The 20222-nt window shown below is 56.2% G+C and carries 18 protein-coding genes; 11 read left to right on the top strand and 7 right to left on the bottom strand.

What is annotated here, in order from left to right:
* Positions 1 to 67 precede the first annotated feature (67 nt).
* From ileS to AAAH10_RS02885, 8 genes are all read left to right on the top strand, one after another.
* The gene (ileS, locus tag AAAH10_RS02920; RefSeq protein ID WP_343560367.1) at positions 68 to 2905 is read left to right on the top strand and encodes an isoleucine--tRNA ligase; all 2838 of its coding nucleotides are present in this window, start codon (positions 68 to 70) and stop codon (positions 2903 to 2905) included.
* An 11-nt stretch (positions 2906 to 2916) separates the two neighbouring features.
* On the top strand, positions 2917 to 3474 hold the full coding sequence (gene lspA, locus AAAH10_RS02915) for a signal peptidase II (RefSeq protein WP_343560365.1): 558 nt from the start codon (positions 2917 to 2919) through the stop codon (positions 3472 to 3474).
* Positions 3475 to 3542: 68 nt separating this feature from the next.
* Positions 3543 to 4112: a DUF3035 domain-containing protein gene (locus tag AAAH10_RS02910; protein ID WP_343560363.1), complete on the top strand. Its 570-nt coding sequence runs from the start codon at positions 3543 to 3545 to the stop codon at positions 4110 to 4112.
* Positions 4113 to 4295: 183 nt separating this feature from the next.
* Positions 4296 to 5663, top strand: a complete 1368-nt coding sequence (locus AAAH10_RS02905) for a M16 family metallopeptidase (RefSeq protein WP_343560360.1) — start codon at positions 4296 to 4298, stop codon at positions 5661 to 5663.
* 4 nt (positions 5664 to 5667) lie between these two features.
* Positions 5668 to 7008: a M16 family metallopeptidase gene (locus AAAH10_RS02900; RefSeq protein ID WP_343560358.1), complete on the top strand. Its 1341-nt coding sequence runs from the start codon at positions 5668 to 5670 to the stop codon at positions 7006 to 7008.
* Between the two features lie 100 nt (positions 7009 to 7108).
* A complete protein-coding gene (locus AAAH10_RS02895; RefSeq protein WP_343560356.1) occupies positions 7109 to 8434 on the top strand; it encodes a phosphoglucose isomerase-related protein in 1326 nt (441 codons plus the stop codon).
* Between the two features lie 61 nt (positions 8435 to 8495).
* The gene (mutL, locus tag AAAH10_RS02890) at positions 8496 to 10487 is read left to right on the top strand and encodes a DNA mismatch repair endonuclease MutL (RefSeq protein WP_343560354.1); all 1992 of its coding nucleotides are present in this window, start codon (positions 8496 to 8498) and stop codon (positions 10485 to 10487) included.
* 126 nt (positions 10488 to 10613) lie between these two features.
* A complete protein-coding gene (locus AAAH10_RS02885) occupies positions 10614 to 10991 on the top strand; it encodes a hypothetical protein (RefSeq protein WP_343560352.1) in 378 nt (125 codons plus the stop codon).
* Between the two features lie 8 nt (positions 10992 to 10999).
* Here AAAH10_RS02885 and AAAH10_RS02880 read toward each other — a convergent pair whose 3' ends face one another.
* A complete protein-coding gene (locus AAAH10_RS02880) occupies positions 11000 to 11596 on the bottom strand; it encodes an RsmD family RNA methyltransferase (protein ID WP_343560350.1) in 597 nt (198 codons plus the stop codon).
* 3 nt (positions 11597 to 11599) lie between these two features.
* Positions 11600 to 12499 carry a pseudouridine synthase gene (locus AAAH10_RS02875; protein ID WP_343560348.1) on the bottom strand — a complete coding sequence of 300 codons (900 nt, stop codon included), beginning with the start codon at positions 12497 to 12499 and terminating at the stop codon, positions 11600 to 11602.
* Between the two features lie 114 nt (positions 12500 to 12613).
* Here AAAH10_RS02875 and AAAH10_RS02870 point away from each other — a divergent pair, with 114 nt between their 5' ends.
* Positions 12614 to 13087 (top strand): nucleoside deaminase, encoded by a 474-nt coding sequence (locus AAAH10_RS02870; RefSeq protein ID WP_442490258.1) that lies wholly within the window; start codon positions 12614 to 12616, stop codon positions 13085 to 13087.
* 3 nt (positions 13088 to 13090) lie between these two features.
* Here AAAH10_RS02870 and purD read toward each other — a convergent pair whose 3' ends face one another.
* Complete coding sequence (gene purD, locus AAAH10_RS02865; protein ID WP_343561324.1) at positions 13091 to 14377, bottom strand: phosphoribosylamine--glycine ligase; 1287 nt, start codon at positions 14375 to 14377, stop codon at positions 13091 to 13093.
* 186 nt (positions 14378 to 14563) lie between these two features.
* On the opposite strand from purD, the gene xseA reads away from it, so the two are divergent.
* Positions 14564 to 16135: an exodeoxyribonuclease VII large subunit gene (xseA, locus tag AAAH10_RS02860; protein WP_343560346.1), complete on the top strand. Its 1572-nt coding sequence runs from the start codon at positions 14564 to 14566 to the stop codon at positions 16133 to 16135.
* Positions 16136 to 16152: 17 nt separating this feature from the next.
* The gene (locus AAAH10_RS02855; protein ID WP_343560343.1) at positions 16153 to 16995 is read left to right on the top strand and encodes a M23 family metallopeptidase; all 843 of its coding nucleotides are present in this window, start codon (positions 16153 to 16155) and stop codon (positions 16993 to 16995) included.
* Between the two features lie 51 nt (positions 16996 to 17046).
* Here AAAH10_RS02855 and AAAH10_RS02850 read toward each other — a convergent pair whose 3' ends face one another.
* From AAAH10_RS02850 to AAAH10_RS02835, 4 genes are all read right to left on the bottom strand, one after another.
* Positions 17047 to 17508: a GlcG/HbpS family heme-binding protein gene (locus AAAH10_RS02850; protein WP_343560341.1), complete on the bottom strand. Its 462-nt coding sequence runs from the start codon at positions 17506 to 17508 to the stop codon at positions 17047 to 17049.
* Between the two features lie 68 nt (positions 17509 to 17576).
* Positions 17577 to 18467 (bottom strand): lysophospholipid acyltransferase family protein, encoded by an 891-nt coding sequence (locus tag AAAH10_RS02845; protein ID WP_343560339.1) that lies wholly within the window; start codon positions 18465 to 18467, stop codon positions 17577 to 17579.
* 34 nt (positions 18468 to 18501) lie between these two features.
* Entirely contained in the window at positions 18502 to 19473 is a 972-nt protein-coding gene (gene lpxK / locus AAAH10_RS02840) for a tetraacyldisaccharide 4'-kinase (protein WP_343560337.1), read from the bottom strand.
* On the bottom strand, positions 19460 to 20221 hold the full coding sequence (locus tag AAAH10_RS02835; protein WP_343560335.1) for a lysophospholipid acyltransferase family protein: 762 nt from the start codon (positions 20219 to 20221) through the stop codon (positions 19460 to 19462). The genes lpxK and AAAH10_RS02835 overlap by 14 nt, the downstream gene beginning before the upstream one ends.
* Position 20222 lies beyond the last annotated feature (1 nt).

Below are 20222 nucleotides of genomic sequence, written 5' to 3'. Positions count from 1 at the left end.
GAATTGAATGGACTGATCGGTAAGAGCCGATTGGCCAGTGAACAGTAAGATACGGAAGTGACAGTCCATGACAGTGGATTACAAAAACACGGTATTCCTGCCGACAACAGATTTCCCCATGCGTGCCGGTCTGGCGAAAAAAGAGCCGGAAATTCTGAAGCACTGGCAGGATATTGGACTGTTCACGAAAATTCGTGAGGCCAGCAAGGGTCGTGAAGCTTTCACACTGCACGATGGCCCTCCCTATGCCAATGGTCACCTGCACATGGGGCATGCCCTGAACAAGGTGCTCAAGGATGTGATCAACCGCTCCCAGCAAATGCAGGGCAAGAATGCCCATTATGTCCCGGGCTGGGACTGTCATGGTCTGCCGATCGAATGGAAGGTCGAGGAAGGTTACAGGTCCCGCGGTCAGGACAAGGACGAGGTTCCGGTCGTCGAGTTTCGTCAGGAATGTCGTGAATTTGCCAACAAGTGGATCGATATCCAGATCGGGGAATTCAAGCGTCTCGGTATCGAGGCGGACTGGAACAATCCCTACAAGACAATGAACTATGAATCAGAGGCAATCATCGCACAGGAACTCGGCAAGTTCCTGATGAACGGTGGTCTCTATCAGGGCTCCCGTGCTGTTCTCTGGTCCGTGGTTGAAAAGACGGCACTGGCCGATGCCGAAGTGGAATATCACGAGCACAAGTCGCCGACCATCTGGGTCCGCTTCCCTGTGCTCTCTGCGCAGGATTCCATTCTGGAAGGCGCAAGCGTCGTGATCTGGACGACAACACCGTGGACCATGCCTGCCAACCGGGCCATCGCTTATGGTCCGGAATTCGAGTATGCCGTTTACGAGGTTCGGACCGTTGCGGAAGATGCCCTGGCAAAGGTTGGGGAGCGTCTGGTTCTCAACAGGGACCTGGCCGATCAGGTCAAGGCCGACGCCAAAATCGAGGACTGGGAAGAGCTGGGTGCTGTGAGCAGCTTTGAAGGCGCGAGCGTGGCCCACCCGTTCCGTGGACTGGAAGGTGCCGAGGGCGGTTATGATGCTCCGCGTCCTGTTCTGCCTGCCGACTTTGTCACGACGGATGCCGGTACCGGATTTGTTCACATTGCGCCAAGCCATGGTGCGGACGATGCGGTTCTGGGGCAGAAGTTCGGTCTGGAAATTCCGCGCATGATCGATGAGGCGGGTGTGTACTACGACCATGTTCCTTTCTTTGCAGGCGCCTGTGTCTATACCCAGGACGGCAAGCCGGGGGATGCGAACGGAAAATCCATCAAGGCTCTGATGGAGCAGGGCTCCCTGCTGGCAAAGGGTTCTGTCCGCCACAGTTATCCGCATTCCTGGCGTTCCAAGGCGCCGCTGGTGTTCCGCAATACACCCCAGTGGTTCATTTCCATGGAAAGCAATGATCTTCGCAAAAAGGCACTCAAGGCGATTGAAGACACACGCTTTGTTCCTTCTGCGGGCAGCAACCGTCTGTTCAGCATGGTGGAAAACCGTCCGGACTGGTGTGTGTCCCGCCAGCGTGTCTGGGGTGTCCCCCTGCCGATCTTTGTACACAAGGCAACAGGGGAAGCCCTGCGTGATCAGGCTGTGCTGGACCGCATTGTCGAGGCTTTCCGAGAGGAGGGAGGCGATGCCTGGTTCAACAGTGACCCGTCACGCTTCCTTGGCAATGGCTACAAGGTGGAAGACTACGAGCAGGTTCTGGATGTGATCGAGGTCTGGTTCGACTCGGGTTCCACACACAGCTTTGTTCTGGAGCAGCGCCCTGAATTGAAGTGGCCTGCGGATCTCTATCTCGAAGGGTCCGATCAGCACCGTGGCTGGTTCCACACCTCCCTGCTGGAATCTGCAGGGACACGGGGGCGCGCGCCTTATGATGCAGTTCTGACCCATGGTTTTGTTCTGGACGAAAAAGGTCGCAAGATGTCCAAATCCCTGGGCAATGTGATCTCTCCTGAAGACATCACCCAGCGCTATGGTGCTGATATCCTGCGTCTGTGGGTGGTTGCCTCCGACTATTCCCAGGATCTGCGTGTCGGCGAGGAAATCCTGAAGTATCAGGCCGATGCCTATCGCCGCCTCAGAAACACCCTGCGTTTCCTGCTGGGGGCGCTGGATGGTTTCACAGAGTCAGAGCGTCTGCCGTTTGACGAAATGCCGGAGCTGGAACGCTGGGTTCTGAACCGTCTGACAGAACTGGATGTGATTGTTCGCAAGTCCTGCGCTGACTACGACTTCCATGCCATGTATCAGGCGTTGCACAACTTCTGTGCCCTTGATCTGTCGGCCTTCTATCTGGATATCCGCAAGGATGCGCTCTATTGCGATGGTGCTGATTCACTGGAACGTCGTGCCTGTCGTACCGTGATGGATATCCTCTTTGACTGTCTGACAGCCTGGCTTGCTCCTATTCTGGTCTTCACCACAGAGGAAGCGTGGCTCGCCCGTGGGAAGGCAAACGGGGAAGAATCTGTTCACCTGCGTCAGTTCATGGATATTCCGTCCGAATGGAAAAACGGTGAGCTTGCCGAACGCTGGGCAAAAATCCGTGATGTACGCCGGGTCGTGACCGGTGCTCTGGAGCTGCAGCGGGCCGAGAAGAAAATCGGTTCCAGTCTGCAGGGACGCCCTTCTGTCTTTATCACGCGTGAAGAGTTGCTGAGTGCCATTGAAGGCCAGGACATGGCCGAGATTGCCATTACGTCCCAGATCGACATTGTCCGCGATTCCGCTCCGGAAGGAGCCTTCGTTCTTCAGGATGTTGACGGTGTTGGTGTGGTTGTCGATCTTGCTGAAGGCGAGAAGTGTCAGCGTTGCTGGAAAATTCTGCCGGATGTTGGTCAGCATCCCCGGGCAGAGGCAACCTGCGCGCGCTGTGCGTCTGTGCTGTCAGCCTGAGGAAACGTACCGTGGCAGAGCAACCCGGAACCAGTACACCGGAAAGAACCGTGGCCGTCCCGGAAATGTCCCCGGCAAAGGCAACAGGCCTTGCCGTGCTGCTGGCTGCTGTCTTCGGGCTGCTGGACCAGTGGAGCAAATGGATCATTCTCAATGATGTGATGAACCCGCCGCAGGTTATTGAGGTGACGGGGTTCTTTAATCTGGTGCTGGTGTACAACCGGGGTGTCAGTTTCGGACTCTTTGGTGGAACAGGAGATGCAGAGATGCGCGTTCTGTTCCTGTCCGTTCTGGCTGTTGCCATTGTTCTCTGGGTGTTCTGGTGGCTCTGGAAGGAACCCCGCGCGCTGATGGTCTGGTCTGTCGGGTTGATTGCCGGTGGTGCCATGGGCAACGTCTATGACCGCTGGACGCAGCCGGGGGTTGTCGACTTTCTTGATTTCCATCTGTCGGGATACCACTGGCCTGCCTTCAATGTTGCGGACAGTCTTGTTTTTATTGGTGTTGCACTGATCTTGATCGATGGCTTGTTCTCCGGCTCTGCTCAGGGTAAAAAGGATCAGAAATAATCCCGGCCCTATTTGTGCCTTTCTTGTGCACTAGACCAGTGGGGCTTTTTGAATAACAGGTGATGTTCATGAAAATGAAGGCAGCAACGTTAATACTGGCAGGCCTCGCATTGGCAGGATGCAGTGACAGCCTCAAGCAGCAGGTTGGACTGGGCAAGCGTTCTCCTGACGAGTTCAAGGTTGTGACCCGGGCGCCGCTGAGCCTGCCGCCTGATTTCAACCTGCGTCCGCCACGTCCCGGCGCAGCACGCCCGCAGGAGGGAACGCCACAGTCCCGTGCACGTCGTGCCGTCTTTAATATCGATGGTTCGGTTCAAACGGCGAACGAACAGTCCACTCTCGACAAAAAGGGTCTGTCTGCTTCGGAGACTGCTTTCCTCAAGCGCGCCGGTGCCGAAGGCAGCCCGGAAGACATTCGCCTGCTTGTTGATCGTGAAACGCGAAGCTTCAACAAGGCGAGTGAACAGCTGACCGACGCCCTGATCTTCTGGCGGGATGCACAGCCGCCGGGAACTGTCGTCGATCCGACTGCCGAGTCCCGTCGCCTTCAGGAAAATGCAGCTCTGGGAACACGTGGTGCGGGTGATACTCCGACCATTGACCGGGAGGCCAAGGCTCCTCTCGAGGATCTGTTCTGAGAGAACTGAAAGATTGTTTCTGCAAAGGGGCGTGAGAGGTTTCACGCCCCTTTTTTGTGTCTGTTTTCACCGAAACGTGAGAGGAATTGTGAGGGCAATGACTGTTGAGGCATTGCTTTTCCTGTCACAGTTTCCAACCTCTGTTGTGTCCAGTCCGCTGTCCCTTGTGAAAGAAAGTTCCTGATGCAACCTTCTGTTCTCGCCAAATCCCTTCAGCTCTGTTTCTGGAGCATGGCCTTTTCCCTGGGGGCATTGTCCCTTTCACAGGCTGCCGTTTTTAATCCGCAAACGGCTGTTCTGGATAATGGTATGGAAGTTGTGGTGATCCCCAATCACAGAGCCCCCATTGTGCAGCACATGGTCTGGTACAGGGTCGGCTCTGCAGATGAAGGTCCGGATGAAAAGGGTGTCGCCCACTTTCTGGAACACCTGATGTTCAAGGGCACCAAGAAACTGGCTCCGGGAGAGTTCTCGAACATTGTTGCGCTTAACGGAGGTGAGGAGAACGCCTTTACCTCACAGGATTTTACAGCCTACTACCAGACTGTTGCCAAAGACCGTCTCGAGATCATGATGGCCAATGAGGCAGACCGTATGGTGAACCTCAGACTCAGTGATGATGTGGTGCTCCCGGAACGTGAAGTTGTCCGTGAAGAACGCAGGGGACGCATTGACAATCGCCCCTCAAGTCAGCTGTCCGAGGTCATGCAGGCCAGTTTCTATCTGGCGCACCCCTATCGCTATCCGATTATCGGCTGGGATGCCGACATTCAGGGGCTGACAACCGAAAAGGCCCTGCGTTTCTACAGAAAGTGGTATGCCCCCAACAATGCGATCCTTGTCGTTGCGGGTGATGTAACGCTGGAGGATGTCCTGCCTCTGGCACGGAAGTATTACGGGCCAGTTGAACCAAGAGCCCTGCCTGAACGGAAAAGAGCCGTTGAGCCTGAACAGCTGGCTGCGCGCCGTGTCACGCTTGAAAGCGAGCGCGTCAGTGTTCCGAATCTGAGTATCCGCTATCATGCACCGGGCTATCGCGTGGCAGAAGGCAATGACGCCTATGCGCTTCAGGTGCTGGATCAGGTGATCGGAACAGGACCCAACAGCCTGCTTTATCAGCGGCTGGTGCTGGATGGAGACAGGGTTGCCCAGGTTGGCAGTGGTTATGCTGCCGACAGCTATGACGGAACCCATTTTTCCTTTTACGTTGCTCCCAAGACCGGTGTGGACATCGAGGAGGCGGAAAGGCTTCTTCGCAACGAGGTCGGGAGGATTCTGGAGGAGGGTGTTCCGGCAGAGGCTGTGGAGCAGGCAAAGAAGCAGCTTCAGTCGGCATCGGTTTTTGCACGGGATTCCCTGACTCTGGCTCCGGGTATTTTTGGTCGGGCTCTGACAACAGGATCATCAGTGGAGGCCGTGGAGAACTGGCCTGAAACCATTCGGGCTGTCACTGTTGATGACGTCAATCGTGTTTTGCGCAGGTTTGTCCGGGATGAGGCTTCTGTCACAGGTGTTCTTTTGCCGAAGACAGCCCGGAACGAGGGGAGCTAGGAAAATGAAAAAAACTGCTGCGATTGTTCTTTTCTTTCTGGTTTCCGTAACAGGATATGCCCGGGCCTATGGTGTGCAGAAGGTGGTCAGTGAAAGCGGGATCGAGGCTCTTCTGATCGAGGATCACACCACGCCGCTTGTTTCTGTGGAGTTTTCCTTTGAAGGTGGGGCGACGGCTGATCCCGAGGGGAAGGAAGGTCTGTCTGTTTTTCTTTCCTCAACGCTGGATGAAGGCGCAGGCCAGTGGAATTCCCGCTCTTTCCAGAAGGCTCTGGCCGATGATTCCATCACGCTTTATTTTTCTTCCGGTCGGGAAAGTTTCGGTGGAACCTTTGTCTCACGTCTCGAGACACTGCCTCAGGCACAGGCGCTTTTGAAGGCTGCGATTAACGAACCACGTTTTGAGGCGGAAGCCGTTGAACGGATCCGGGAACAGATTCGTCAGGGTCTGCAGTCCCGCAAGGAAAGTCCCTCGCGAAAGATCCAGACCTTTGCCCGGGAACTGTATTTCCCCGCGCACACCTATTCCCGCGCAGTGGACGGGAGCGAGGACACGCTCGACAGCATGACAGCGGATGATCTGAGACAGCTCCACAGAGCGCTTTTCGCCCGGTCGAATCTCCACATTGGTGTGTCCGGTGCCATTTCAGCCGAAGAGCTCTCGGTTTTCCTTGATGCTGTCTTCGGTGCCTTGCCCCTGAAGCCGGAGATCCCGTTTGTCGAGGACATCCAGCCACAGGCCAGGGGAGGGCTTGTTGTTATTGACGAGCAGATTCCACAGAGCCTGATCTACGGTGTTCAGCCGGGACTGTCCCGACATGATCCGGATTTCTATGCGGCTTATGTGATCAATCACATCCTTGGTGGCGGAGGCTTCCAGTCAAGGCTCTATCAGTCGGTTCGTGAAGAACGCGGTCTCGTATACTCCATCAACACGTCGCTGTACGATCTGGATCATTCCCCTTTGATCCTTGTGTCGGCCGCAACGCAGAATGCCCGCGTTGGAGAGACCGTTGCGCTGCTTCGTGAAGAATGGAAGAGAATGCAGGAAGAGGGGCCGACCGCAAGGGAGCTGGAAGAAGCGAAGCTCTATCTGACAGGGTCCTATCCTCTGCGTTTCACCAGCACCGGACGGATCGCCGGCATGCTGCTTTCCATGCATCGTCTGGCGTTGCCTCTGGATTTTCTTGAGAAGCGCAACAGCTACATCGAAGCTTTGAGCCTTGCGGATGTTCAACGCGTTGCAGGTCGACTTCTGGATACAGAGGCCCTGACACTGGTGATCGCAGGGCAACCCGAGGGCGTCGTGGCTGTCGAACCCGAGCGTTTGAGTGCAGAAAACTGATCCTGATACGCCTGGCAAATGTGACAATGTCGTGACGGACTTGAACAGGTCGCAGCATTTGTTAATGTGTGCCCAAACAACCTTTCCAGAGCGACTGAAAATGCCCCTGTCCTATCAGCACAATGTTGAGAATTGTCTGGCCCGAACGATTGGTTCCAACGGTTTGCTGGAGGAACATCTGGACGATGCGCTGCAAAGTCTGACAAAGACCCTGCCCGCCTTGCAGGAGAGCCTTCGTTCCGGTGCCCTGCCCGCTTTTACAATTGTGCAGGGTATGGAAGATCTGACAGAGGTCATGCCCGTGGCTCTGGAGTTCCGCCAGAACTGTCGCGATGTCCTGATTCTCGGGACAGGTGGTTCCTCCCTGGGGGGGCGCACCCTTTGTGGTCTGAACAGTGAAGCCCTGCCCAGTGGTGCCAGTCCCGGGCGGGAGAACGGGCCGGTCCTTCACTTCATTGACAATATTGATCCCTATTCCTTTCAGAAGCTGCTTGATCGGCTGGAGCTGGCCAGGACTGGTCTGATCGTGATTTCCAAATCCGGCTCCACAGCCGAAACCATGTCCCAGTTCATGGCGCTTTTGCCCCTGTTTCAGGAGGCTCACAGGCCTGAGGATCTGAGCCGTTTTATCTGTGTGATTACGGAACCCAGTGACAATCCCCTGCGCCGGATGGCCCGGCGTCTGGGCGTCAGCTGTCTGGACCATGATCCCAATATTGGCGGCCGCTATTCGGTTTTTTCCCTTGTCGGGATGTTGCCGGCCCTGATCGCAGGACTTGATATCCGCGCTCTTCGTCAGGGAGCCGCAGATGTGCTTGAGGCCTTTTTGTCCGCAGATCATCTGGAGGACAATGCACCTGCTGCGGGTGCTGCCCTTGCGGTACAGCTGAATGCCAGGCTCGGGATTGCCTCGACGGTGATCATGCCTTACGAGGATCGGCTGGCTGATCTGGGGCTCTGGTTCAACCAGCTCTGGGCGGAAAGCCTTGGCAAGGATGGCAGGGGAACAACGCCGATCCGTGCGCTGGGCACTGTGGATCAGCACAGTCAGCTGCAGCTTTATCTGGATGGACCTGCCGACAAGATGTTCACTATCCTGCATCATGACTCCCGGGGCGAGGGTTTGCCCATTGATGCCTTTATCGGGGATGAGGAATCGCTGGACTATCTCCAGAAAAGGACACTGGGAGATCTGCTTTTTGTTTCTGCAGAGGCGACCCGTGATGCTCTTGCATCGAACTGGCGTCCGGTTCGACATATTTTGATGGATGCTATTGACGAGCGTTCTCTGGGTGCGATTATGATGCACTTCATGCTGGAGACGATCCTCGCTGCCGAACTGTTGGGGATTGATCCCTATGATCAGCCTGCCGTGGAACAGGGCAAGGTCATTGCGCGTCAGAAACTCAGGGCCATGCCCCTGTAATTTCTGTTGGTCGGGACTCTGGTGTATCTGTTGGAGTGTTTAATCCGGAGTAGAGGTCCTCTTGTCTCATCCTGTTGAAATTCGTCGCCTGCCCGAAACACTGGTCAATCAGATTGCTGCCGGTGAAGTGATTGAACGCCCGGCGGCTGCGATCAAGGAACTGGTTGAGAATGCCCTGGATGCGCAGGCGACGACCATTGATGTGACCATGCGCGATGGCGGGCGTACGGCCTTTACTGTCGAGGATGACGGCTGGGGAATTCCTGCTGATGCTCTGGCCGTTTGTGTGGAACGGCATGCAACCTCAAAGCTTCCCAGTGACGATCTGGTCCATATCAAGACACTCGGATTTCGGGGAGAGGCCCTGCCGTCTATCGGGGCGGTCGCGCGCCTGCAGATCACAAGCCGTACAGCAGATTCTGAAACCGGTGCTTCCATTCGTGTCGAGGGTGGCGCTGTTGGCGGGGTTCAGCCGGCAGCCTGTAATCCGGGAACCCGTGTTGAAGTGCGCGATCTGTTCTATGCGACACCGGCCCGCCTGAAATTCCTGAAAGCACCGCGTACCGAGTTAAGTCATGCAGAGGATGTTATCAAGCGTCTGGCGATGGCACATCCGCATGTCGGCTTTACGCTCTCTGATGAGCGTCGCACGCTCCTGCGCCTTCCGGCAACCGACGGTGATCTGCTGGATGTTCGCTTGCGACGACTTTCCAATATTATGGCGCGAGAGTTCGGGGAGAATGCCCTGCCCATTGAAGCCGAGCGTGAAGGCGTTCGCCTCAGCGGGTTTATTGGCTTGCCGACCCTGAACCGGGGCAATGCCCAGCATCAGTATCTTTTCGTCAACGGCCGCCCTGTTCGCGACCGTCTTTTGCAGGGGGCCGTCCGTGCAGCCTATCAGGACTTTCTGGCGCGTGACCGGCATCCTCTTCTGGCTCTTTTTCTCGAGCTGCCCAGTGAAGCTGTTGATGTGAACGTTCACCCGGCCAAGACAGAAGTTCGCTTCCGGGATCAGGCCATGGTGCGGGGCCTCATTGTCGGAGCCTGCAAACACGCTCTGGCTGCTGCGGGACACCGCTCGTCAACATCGGTTGGGGAACACGCCCTGACAATGCTGGAACAGGCCCGGCAAAGGGCAGAGCAGAGCTGGCAGCCCACGGGAGCGTCCGGTCAGGAAGGCAGCTATCCGGATCAACCCGTGCATCCTGCACATCGTGCGGGCTTTGGCGAATCTGGAGCCAGAACGCAATGGCAGGCAAAGCCTTCTGTCAGCTACCCGTCAGGCAAGCTTGCGGAGGCTCTGCAGAACTACCATGCCCCGCAACCTGCACAGCAGGGATTGCCGGGAAGTGAAAGCTTTGAACCTTCTGCCAGAGTTGAACAGGCCACCCCGGCAGGACATGTGGATGCGGATGGTGTTGTGCACGAACCTCAAGGGATGTCCGGGCAGCAAGGGGAGCGCTATGAGAGCTTTCCGCTCGGAGCTGTAAGAGCGCAGCTGCACGAGAATTATATCATTGCGCAGACCAGGGAAGGCCTTGTGATTGTCGATCAGCATGCGGCCCATGAAAGGCTTGTGCTTGAGCGCTTCAAGGCCCAGATGGCAGAGCGCGGTATTGCAACCCAGATGCTGCTGTTGCCGGAGGTTGTGGAGCTGGATGAAATCGCCTGTGAGCGTCTGTGCAAGAGAGCGGATGAACTGGCTGAAATGGGGCTGGTGCTGGAAGGTTTCGGGACAGGTGCTGTTGTCGTTCGGGAAATCCCGGCGATCCTTGGCGAGCGTTGCCCCGTTGCCCAACTTGTGCAGGATCTGGCCGATGAGCTGGCTGAAATTGGTGATGTGCTCAGCCTGAAAGAACAGATTGAGCGGGTGCTGGGAACAATGGCCTGCCACGGGTCTGTTCGTTCCGGCCGCAGACTGACTCTGGACGAGATGAACCATCTGCTGCGCGAGATGGAAAACACACCGCATTCCGGTCAATGCAACCATGGGCGTCCAACTTATGTGGAACTGGCATTGACAGATATTGAGAAACTCTTTTCCAGACGATAAAATTTATTCAAAATCAGGGTGATATTTTTACCTGACTTAAAGGCTTTGCTGTCATTGGTTGTAGGCTAAGGGCTTGTGTAAAAAGAAACAAAAAGACAGGCCTGTTCGGTATCGGGGGTGTAGATAATGACTTTGAGTGAGTTGGCAGAGTTTCTGTATCATTCCACATCGGCAGGACAGACAATCTGGACGCCGACAGTCTCTGCAGGCATTTTCAGCTTGAATTACGGGGATTTTATCGTCCAGTCGGGCCTTGAGATCATGTCCCCGAGGCCGCGTTATTACATGCGCCTTTTTGACAAAAGCGGGAAGATGCTGCACCAGTTGCTGGATGAGCCGAAGCAGTTACAGCTTATGGAAGCGGGCAAGCTTTATGAAGCTGTTAAACGGGCGCATGAAAAGAGCAAGGATCCGAACTACAAGCCTGTGCAGCTTTCAGAGAACCCGGTCCAGCGTGACAAGACGAAAGCCGGGGACCGTCACTACTTTGGCAAGGAGAAATAAGAGCCGGCTCAGTCTGCTGTTTTGACAATAAAGGCGATCTTGTTTTTGCCGTAGCTGCGATCCTGACAGATTTCAAAGCCTGCGATGTCCTCGTCGGTCAGCTTTTCCTTCTTCATCATTTCGGCAACGATCAGGGTTCGTTCATTGATCCAGCCAGCCTGATCGAGGGCTTTCAGGGCTTTGGGTATCAACCCCTTCTGGTAGGGCGGGTCCAGAAAGACAACGCCCGCTGCCTCACGTGCCGGGGGAGGGGTCAGGCAATTCCCCCTGCTGCTGTCTGTCTCTGCCTTGACGCCGAAGCTCTGGATGTTGTCGGACAGGGCTTTGAAGGCGGCGCTGTCCTGCTCAATGAAAAAGACGTGTGGAGCGCCACGCGAAAGGGCTTCCAGTCCAAGGGCACCTGTCCCGGCAAAGGCATCCAGTACAGGGCCTGCCAGAAGAGGTGATCGGGACAGACCCCGCTCTTGCAGAATTCCGTCCGACGGGTCGCCCTGAAGAAGGATACTGAAAAGGGCCTCCCGGGTTCTTTCAAGTGTCGGGCGGGTGTCGCTGCCTTTGGGGCTGCTGATCTTTCTGCCTTTCAGACGTCCACCGACAATGCGCATCTGTTAGCGTTTCCGGCGCGGTGCAGAGGGGGACTGTTTCGGGTTCCTGTTCCGGTTGTTCCGGGGCTTGCCTGAACCTTTGGCAGGGACTTTTTTCTGGTCATCCTCGCCATCCTGATTGCGCAGTCCAAGCTGATCCCGCAGATAGCGGGACGGAATTTCCTCAACAGCACCCGGTTGCAGGTCGCCGAGCTGGAAAGGTCCGTAGGAAACGCGAATCAGGCGGTTCACAATCAGACCCAGGGATTCGCAAACCCGTCGGATTTCGCGGTTCTTGCCTTCCCGAAGTCCCATCATCAGCCAGGCATTGGTCGGACCCTGATGCTCCAGAACGGCTTCGATCGGTCCATACTGAATGCCTTCAAAGGTGACGCCCTTTGCCAGCTTTTCGAGGTGCTCATCCTGAACGATTCCGTGTACGCGGACCCTGTAGCGGCGTTTCCAGCCGGTTGCGGGAAGTTCGAGCTTGCGTTTGATTTCGCCATCGTTGGTGAAAAGCAAAAGGCCTTCGGAGTTGTAGTCAAGGCGCCCGACAGGCTGAACACGAGGAAGATCCTTTGGCAGACCGTCAAAAACTGTCCGGCGGCCTTCGGGGTCCCGTGCGGATGTGATCTCGCCTTTGGGTTTGTGGTAAACCCACATCCGGGCACGTTCGCGTTCCGGCAGCGGTTTTCCCCTGACCTCGATCCGGTCCTCTTCGGTGACATTGAGGGCCGGGCTTTCCAGAACCTTGCCGTTGACCTTGACCTCTCCGTCCTGAATCAGGCGTTCTGCATCACGGCGCGAGCAGATGCCGGCCCTGGCAATCACCTTGGCAATGCGTTCGCCATCAGGGCGTTTCGCGGCGTCTGCTGAAGACGCAGGTTGCGGTTTTCTGATGGTTCTGGATGGTTTTTGAGACATGGTTCGGGGAATGCCGTTTGCTGGGGAAAGACTCTGTGCGCTTTTCTAGGCCTTGGTCGCCACTCTTTGCAAGTGCTATAAGCGAGGAACTGACCACGAATGCGATCATAGCACATGACACAGGCCCCATCTTCTCCTGAAACAGTCTCCCCCATGGAGAGCGCACTGCACGAGGCACGCAAGGCTTTTGATGCGGGTGAGGTTCCCGTGGGAGCGGTCGTTGTCGACAGTGCAACAGGACAGATTCTGGCGCGGGCACACAACCGCGTTGAACGGGATTGTGATCCGACGGCCCATGCCGAACTGCTGGCCATCCGTGATGCTGCCAGAGCCTTTGGCAGTCACAGGCTTGAGGGGTGTGATCTCTATGTCACACTGGAGCCCTGCCCCATGTGTGCAGGGGCACTCTCACATGCCCGAATTCGCCGGATTTACTACGGTGCATATGATCCCAAAAGCGGAGGAGTGGATCACGGGCCAAGACTGTATGAGCAGGGCTCCTGTCATCACAGACCGGAGGTTTACGGAGGACTGCAGGAGACAGAATGTGCCAGCCTCATGCAGGATTTTTTCCGGGAAAGGCGGTAGAGTCTATCGCTCTTCCTGCCTGGCGATTTCCCGCCAGCCAATATCGCGGCGGCAGAAGCCTTCGGGCCAGTCCAGCCTGTCCACAGCGGCATAGGCACGATCCTGGGCGGTTTTGATGTCTGCGCCCAGGGCTGTAATGCCCAGAACGCGTCCACCTGTGGCCAGAACCTCACCTTGTTCGTTGGCGGCTGTACCGGCATGAAAGACCGTGACGCCCTCACAGCCTGCCGCTTTATCAAGCCCCCTGATAACAGTGTTCTTTTCATAGGAGCCGGGATAGCCTTTGGCAGCCATGACAACCAGCAGGGCAGAGTCGTCCAGCCACTCCATGGAGGAGCGGGACAGATCCCCCTTTGCAGAAGCATGGAGCACGGCCAGCAGGTCTGACTTTGCGCGCAGACACAGTGCCTGACATTCGGGGTCACCAAAACGGACATTGTACTCGACAAGCTTTGGCCCTTCACTGGTCAGCATCAGACCGGCGTAGAGCACGCCGCGATAGGGTTTGCCTTCAGCTTTCATGCCTTCGATGGTGGGTTTGACGATGCGCTCAAGTGTTGTTTCGATCAGTGCATCGGTCATGACCGGGGCCGGGGAGTAGCAGCCCATGCCGCCTGTGTTCGGTCCCTCGTCGTTGTCATAAGCGCGTTTGTGGTCCTGGGCAGTGACCAGAGGCAGAATGTTCTCTCCGTCGCTGAGGATGAAAAAGCTGGCTTCCTCGCCCTCCATGAACTCCTCGATGACAACTTCAGTCCCGGCATCACCGAAGGCTCGGCCGGAAAGTGCGTCTTCCACCGCATTGAGGGCTTCATCCAGTGTCATGGCAACGGTGACACCCTTGCCGGCTGCAAGTCCGTCTGTCTTGACGACGATGGGAGCGCCTTGCTTCTGTAAGTAAGCCCGGGCCTTTTCCAAATCGGTAAAGCGTTCATAGGCGGCTGTCGGAATGCTGTACTTTTTACAGATATCCTTCATGAAACCCTTGGAACCTTCAAGTTCGGCAGCAGCCTGTGAGGGGCCAAAGGCCGGAACACCAATCGCTTCCAGGCGATCGACCAGCCCGAGGACCAGTGAGGCTTCAGGACCGACAACGACAAAATCGATCGCTTTACGCTGAACGAAGGCAACCAGACCCTCAATATCCTCAGCCTTGATGGCAACGCATTTTGCCAGATCTGCAATACCGGCATTGCCCGGTGCACAGAACAGTTCGGAACAAAGTGGCGAGCGGCTGGCTGCGAGGCAAAGGGCATGTTCACGCCCGCCGGAACCAACGACGAGGACTTTCATGGCAGAAGAGGATGACATGGGGACTCCTGTTTTTTGCGAAGGAGGAAGGATTTGTTTTGCTTATGCCTTACCGCTGGACATTTGACCAGCCTTTGAGAGTTGAAGAGCGCTCTTGCAGGCACTAGGATGCTGATCAGCTGAATTCTTTATGGGCCTGTTGCGCCTCCATTAAACTGAAAGCCTTTGATGTCTGATCTTTTTTCTGTGCCGCCGCGCGGTCCGGCTGCTCCGGGGGGCGGTGATACCGGCAACAATGCGCCGGCGATGACGGTGAGCGAGATTTCCGGTTCCATCAAGCGGACACTGGAAAGCCGTTTTGATCATGTCAGGGTGCGGGGCGAGATTTCCGGCCTGAAGCGTGCTGCTTCCGGTCACATCTACCTTTCGCTCAAGGACGACCAGGCGGTGATCAATTCCATCTGCTGGCGTGGCTCGGCCTCGAAGCTGTCCGTTCAGCCGCAGGATGGAATGGAGGTCATCTGTACCGGGCGTGTTTCCAGTTATCCCGGGCGTTCAAACTATCAGCTGATTATTGAGTCCATGGAACTGGCCGGGCAGGGCGCTCTGCTGAAGCTGCTGGAAGAACGCCGTCAGGCTCTTGCGGCAGAAGGGCTTTTCGCAACAGAGCGCAAGAAAGTCCTGCCTCTGCTCCCGGAGGTCATCGGTGTTGTGACTTCGCCGACTGGTGCTGTGATCCGGGATATCCTTCATCGCCTGAGGGACCGTTTTCCCCGTCGTGTTCTTGTCTGGCCGGTACTGGTTCAGGGAGATGGCGCGGCAGAGCAGGTGGCTGCGGCGATTCGCGGATTCAATGCGATGCCTGCTGATGGCGTGGTTCCGCGTCCGGACCTTTTGATTGTGGCGAGAGGAGGCGGAAGTCTTGAGGATCTCTGGGCCTTCAACGAGGAAGTGGTTGTTCGTGCCGCGGCTGATTCTCGGATTCCTCTCATTTCCGCCGTCGGGCACGAAACCGATACGACACTGATCGATTTTGCATCTGATCGCCGGGCGCCCACACCGACTGCTGCGGCAGAGATGGCTGTCCCTGTCCGTTCGGAACTGATTGCTGAAGTACAGGACCTGGGGCGCAGACTCTACGGAGCAGCGCAGCGTCTTGGCAGTGAGCGCCGGATGCAGCTGGATGCCCTGTCCAGAGGCCTGCCGGATCTTCAACGCATTGTCGAGGAAAAGACGCAGCGACTGGACGAACGGGCGGAACGTCTGACCAACGGGATGCAGGTCTGGTTGCGGCAGCGCGGAAACCTGCTGGCTGAACTCAATGCCAGACTGCCTCATCCGCGTCAGCAGATCAGATTTGCGGAACAGCAGCTTGAACCTCTGTCTGAACGATTGCAGCGCGCCGGTCCCCAGGTGATCTCCCTGCAGCACCAGAAGATGGATCAGGTCGATGCGGAACGGCGTCTGAAATCTGCTCTGGAATTGCGCGTGGAACGGGCTGCCCAGGACCTTTCTGCACTGGATCGGGTCTTGCAGTCTGTTTCCTACAAGAATGTATTGCGCAGAGGTTTCTCTGTGGTGCGCGGACAGGATGGCGGTGTTCTCAAAGCGGATGAAATTTCTGCAGGTGACATGCTGTCCATTGAATTTGCTGATGACCGGAGCGTTGCAGCCCGGGCGCAGGGAGGAGAGGCCGATCATGGCCTTCCGCAGCAGGAGCCGGAGCAACCGGTGAAGGTTGCGGCAAGAAAAGCTGCGCGTCCCAAAAAGGATGACAGCGGGCAGACGAGCCTCTTTTAGGAACGGAAAGTCTCTTTATGAACAATCTCGGGAAACTGCTGATTTTTTCTTCCCTGCTTCTGGTGATGGCAGGTTTTGGACGTCTGGCGCAGGCCCAAATGTCCCTGACAGGCGAATTTGTCCAGGGTGGTATTGTCAGGGGACAGGTGCCCGCGGGAACATCGGTCGAACTCGACGGGACGGCTGTAAAGGTTGGTCCCGCTGGAGAGTTTGTGATCGGCTTTGGTCGCGATCAGGAGGGCGTTGTTACGCTTGCTTTTGTTGAGGCGAACGGGAACCGGTCTGTTCAGCAGGAGGCGCTCCGGAAGCGGGATTATGAAATCCAGCGCATTGAAGGTGTTGCAAGGAAATACGTTTCGCCGCCCGCAGAAACACAGAAGCGCATTCAGGATGACGCGCGTCGGGTCAGGCTTGCCCGTCAGGCGGTTCTGGAGCGGACTGATTTTGCCGACGCGTTCATCTGGCCTGCGAAGGGTGTGATCTCCGGCGTTTACGGCAGCCAGCGGTTCTTTAACGGTGAGCCACGTCGTCCGCATTTCGGTGTGGACATTGCCGCACCGACAGGCACACCGGTTTATGCTCCTGCCGGCGGGAAGGTGACCCTGGTTCGCGATCTCTATTTTTCCGGCTGGACGGTGATACTGGACCATGGTCATGGCCTCAGTTCGTCTTTCCTGCATCTGGAGAAGGCTTCGGTCGAGGTCGGGCAGGAATTGAAGCAGGGTGACCTGCTTGGGCTGATGGGGGCGACAGGGCGTGTGACGGGACCACATCTGGACTGGCGCATGAACTGGTACAGCCAGAGGGTTGATCCGGCTGTTCTTGTTGAGGGAAAGCCTGAAAAGCTGACGCAGGATTAAGCGAACAGGGTTTCAAACAGGGAGGCAGGGTTTCCCTGTTTGAAGTCGGCTTTATTGTTGAATGGAAGAGGCTGCCTTTTCAGCGCAGGCCGCATCGTTGTCCGGACTGCTTCCTGCCACTCCGATTGCTCCGACAGGGCTGCCTGAAGAGCTTTTTACAGGCACTCCCCCTGCAATGGTGAGAAGCCCCGGAAAGGCTCTGAACTCGGGCTTGTCTGAAATAAACGTTTCAACGTCCCGGGTTGGCATGTTCCAGGCCAGGGCGGAAGAGGCTTTGAGATTTGCACCTGTGTAGGAGGCGCTGAGAGCGTCAGTCATGCGTGCCGAAGCAATGACATGATCGCCTCTGTCAACAACGACAATCGACAAATTCCAGCCCTTTTCCCGGGCCATATCTGCGCAGGCCTGAACAGCAGATGCTGCACTTTCATAGGTGATGATGTCGCGTGTTTCAGCCTGAGCTGTTGTTGTCAGGGCAGCAACAGCCAGTGAAAGAAAGAATTTGTGTTTCATGGATAACCCCGTTTTTATGATTGAGAAACAAATTATTATTCAATCATAAATGGGGCGATATTTTGTTTTTAGCGCGGGAAACGGCGATGAAGCCAGAGCCAGTCTTCAGGTTGATTTCTGATCCATTGTTCAAGGTGATCATTCATAAGTTGCACGCCGTCGCGGATCAGCTCTTCCTTGCTTTGCCCTGTGTTTTCCAGACGGACAGGCTTGTGCAGGGTGATCCTGAAGCGTCCGGGGCCTGTTCTGTGGCTCTCGACAGGCAGGATTGCAGCGCGACCGCCCAGGGTCATAACCACGTGGGCTGTTGCCGTTTCTGCAGGCTTTCCAAAGAGAGTTGAGCGGATGCCGTCTGAAAGGCGCTGATCAAAAAGAATGCCCAGATTGCTTTTGCTTCTGATCACCCGCATTCCGGTTTTCGCAGCTTCCGGCCCTTTGGGAGTGGTCTTCACGCCGTTGAAGTTGCGGATGCGGTCAACGAGACCGGCAACCAGCCTGTTGTTGGGGGAGCGGACAATAATGGTCAGGGGAATCCCGCGGGCTCCTGCTGAAAGCGGGACAACCTCCCAGTTGGAGAGATGACCTGCTGCGAAGATGGCTCCCTTGTCCGGATCGTCCATGACTTCTTTCAGGTTTTCCTCGTTTTCGTAGACAATCCTGTTTTCTGCAGGGTCAACGATTTGAGGCAGATGGGGGTATTCAAAAAGAACCCGTCCCAGATTGTCCCACATGCCGACCAGAATCTCCTGACGGCGTTCGGCTGAAAGCTCTGGCAGTGCATGGGCGATATTCTTTCTGGCCTTGCGGGAAATCCCCAGGGCAGGACCAAGGGTTCTGCCCAGCCAGCCCCCGAGATTTGAGGCTGTGTCGACAGGCAACAGGCCGATCAGGGCAAAGAAAATCCTGAAGAGGATGTATTCCATCCAGTGTTTCAGGGAGTTTTTTTTGCGTTCTGACATATCCATCGGGCCTGAAGTGAAGGGAAACAGGGTTTTACAGGGATTGAAGCCGGTTGAGCAAGTCCTGAAAGGCTTTTGGGTCCTGCCATTCAAGACGGACGGGCAGAATCTCGACATTCTTGCGCATTTCAGCACTCAGCTTGATCGCATCCTTTTCGGTTGTCACGAGCTGCAATCCGGAGGCTTCGGCCTGATCATGAAGGGTTTTCAGCTCTGCCGGACTGTAGGGATGATGGTCGGGAAAATCTTTTGTTTCCACAACCCTCGCACCCAGTTCTCTCAGGCTGTCGTGGAATTTTTCCGGCCGCCCTATTCCGGCAAAGGCGAGAACATCGCGTCCGTTCAGTCTGGACGCTGTCCGGGGACAGGGTTTCAGAACTCCCTCGACAACGGGTAGCTCTCCGGTCGAAAGGGTGGTCTGGCTCCTGCCGATTGTCACGATCAGATCGGCGCGTTTGAAACCGCTGTGCAGATTTTCGCGAAGCGGGCCTGCCGGCATCACGCGTTCATTGCCAAAGCCGTAACCGGCATCCACGACAATGATGGAAAAATCCTTGTGCAGTCCGGGATTTTGGAAGCCGTCGTCCATAATCAGAATATCTGCAGATGCTTCCGTGGCCTGACGAGCAGACCGGGTTCTGTCAGAACCGATCCAGACAGGTGCGATATAACTCAGTAAAAGAGGCTCATCGCCAACATCCCCGGCTTTGTGATGAGTTGGATCAACACGGACAGGGGTTGGAGAGGACAGCTTCCCCCCATAACCCCGACTGAGAATGTGCGGATTGAAGCCTTCTTTAATGAGGGCTTCTGCAAGGGCTGCAACAAGGGGTGTCTTGCCTGAGCCTCCAACGGTCAGATTGCCGACACAGACAACCGGGCATTTTGCCCGGGCGGGTTTTGTTAAAGCCCGGCGCAACAGACCAGTAGTTGAGTAGAGCCAGCCGAGTGGCATCAGGCATGTGCTTTTCAGGCTTCGCTCTTGCCAGAAATCAGGTCTTTGCACGTTCTTTTTCTCCCTGATCCTCGTCAGGAAAAACCTCGGGCTGTCCCATGCGCCTGTCGCTTTCGCGTGTCAGGGCGTTCAGGGCCTCTTCGAGTTCCTGCCGTTTTTCCTCGAGCAGGCTGTCATCGGCATCCCGGGGGACATGGATTGGCTTTCCCCAGAGAATCAAGCCTTTGGAAAAGGGACGGGGCAGGCAGAAGCGGTCCCAAGTGGACAGAAATCTTGCCGAGCCCAGGGAACCGGAAACGGGAATGACAGGAACACCGGCCATTTGTGCGGCCTTGATTGCACCAGCCTTGGCACGCATTCTTGGTCCCTTGGGGCCATCCGGGGTAAAGCCGACGGCACCACCCTTTCGAAGGGCACGCGTGATCCCGATCAGTGCGGATGCACCGCCGCGACGGCTGGACCCCTCGATTGTGCTGAACCCCAGATTTTCAATGGCATCCGCAATAAAACGGCCATCCCTGTGCGCTGAAATCAGCATGTGGAAATTCTTTTTGCTGCTGTAGGGCCAGGCGTGGCACATCATGAGCATGCGACCATGCCAGAAACACCCGATGACGTTCGGATTGCTTTCAAGAATGGTGCGGCTTTCTTCGGGCAGCTCGACCTGCCATTTGCAGGTTTTGCCGAAAAACCAGATGTAGAATGCAATCAGATTGGCGAGCAGACTCTGAAAAAAAGCCGACCTGGCAATGCGTTTGCCAAGTGATTTGGGTTTCAGCTTTTTTTCCCTGGTGTCCATC

Origin of the sequence: Carbonatibacter coralli (assembly GCF_039592655.1) — a bacterium.
Lineage (GTDB): Bacteria > Pseudomonadota > Alphaproteobacteria > Kiloniellales > Kiloniellaceae > Carbonatibacter > Carbonatibacter coralli.
The sequence above is the reverse complement of the archived record's forward strand: the minus strand, read 5'-3'. Positions and strand labels throughout refer to the sequence as shown.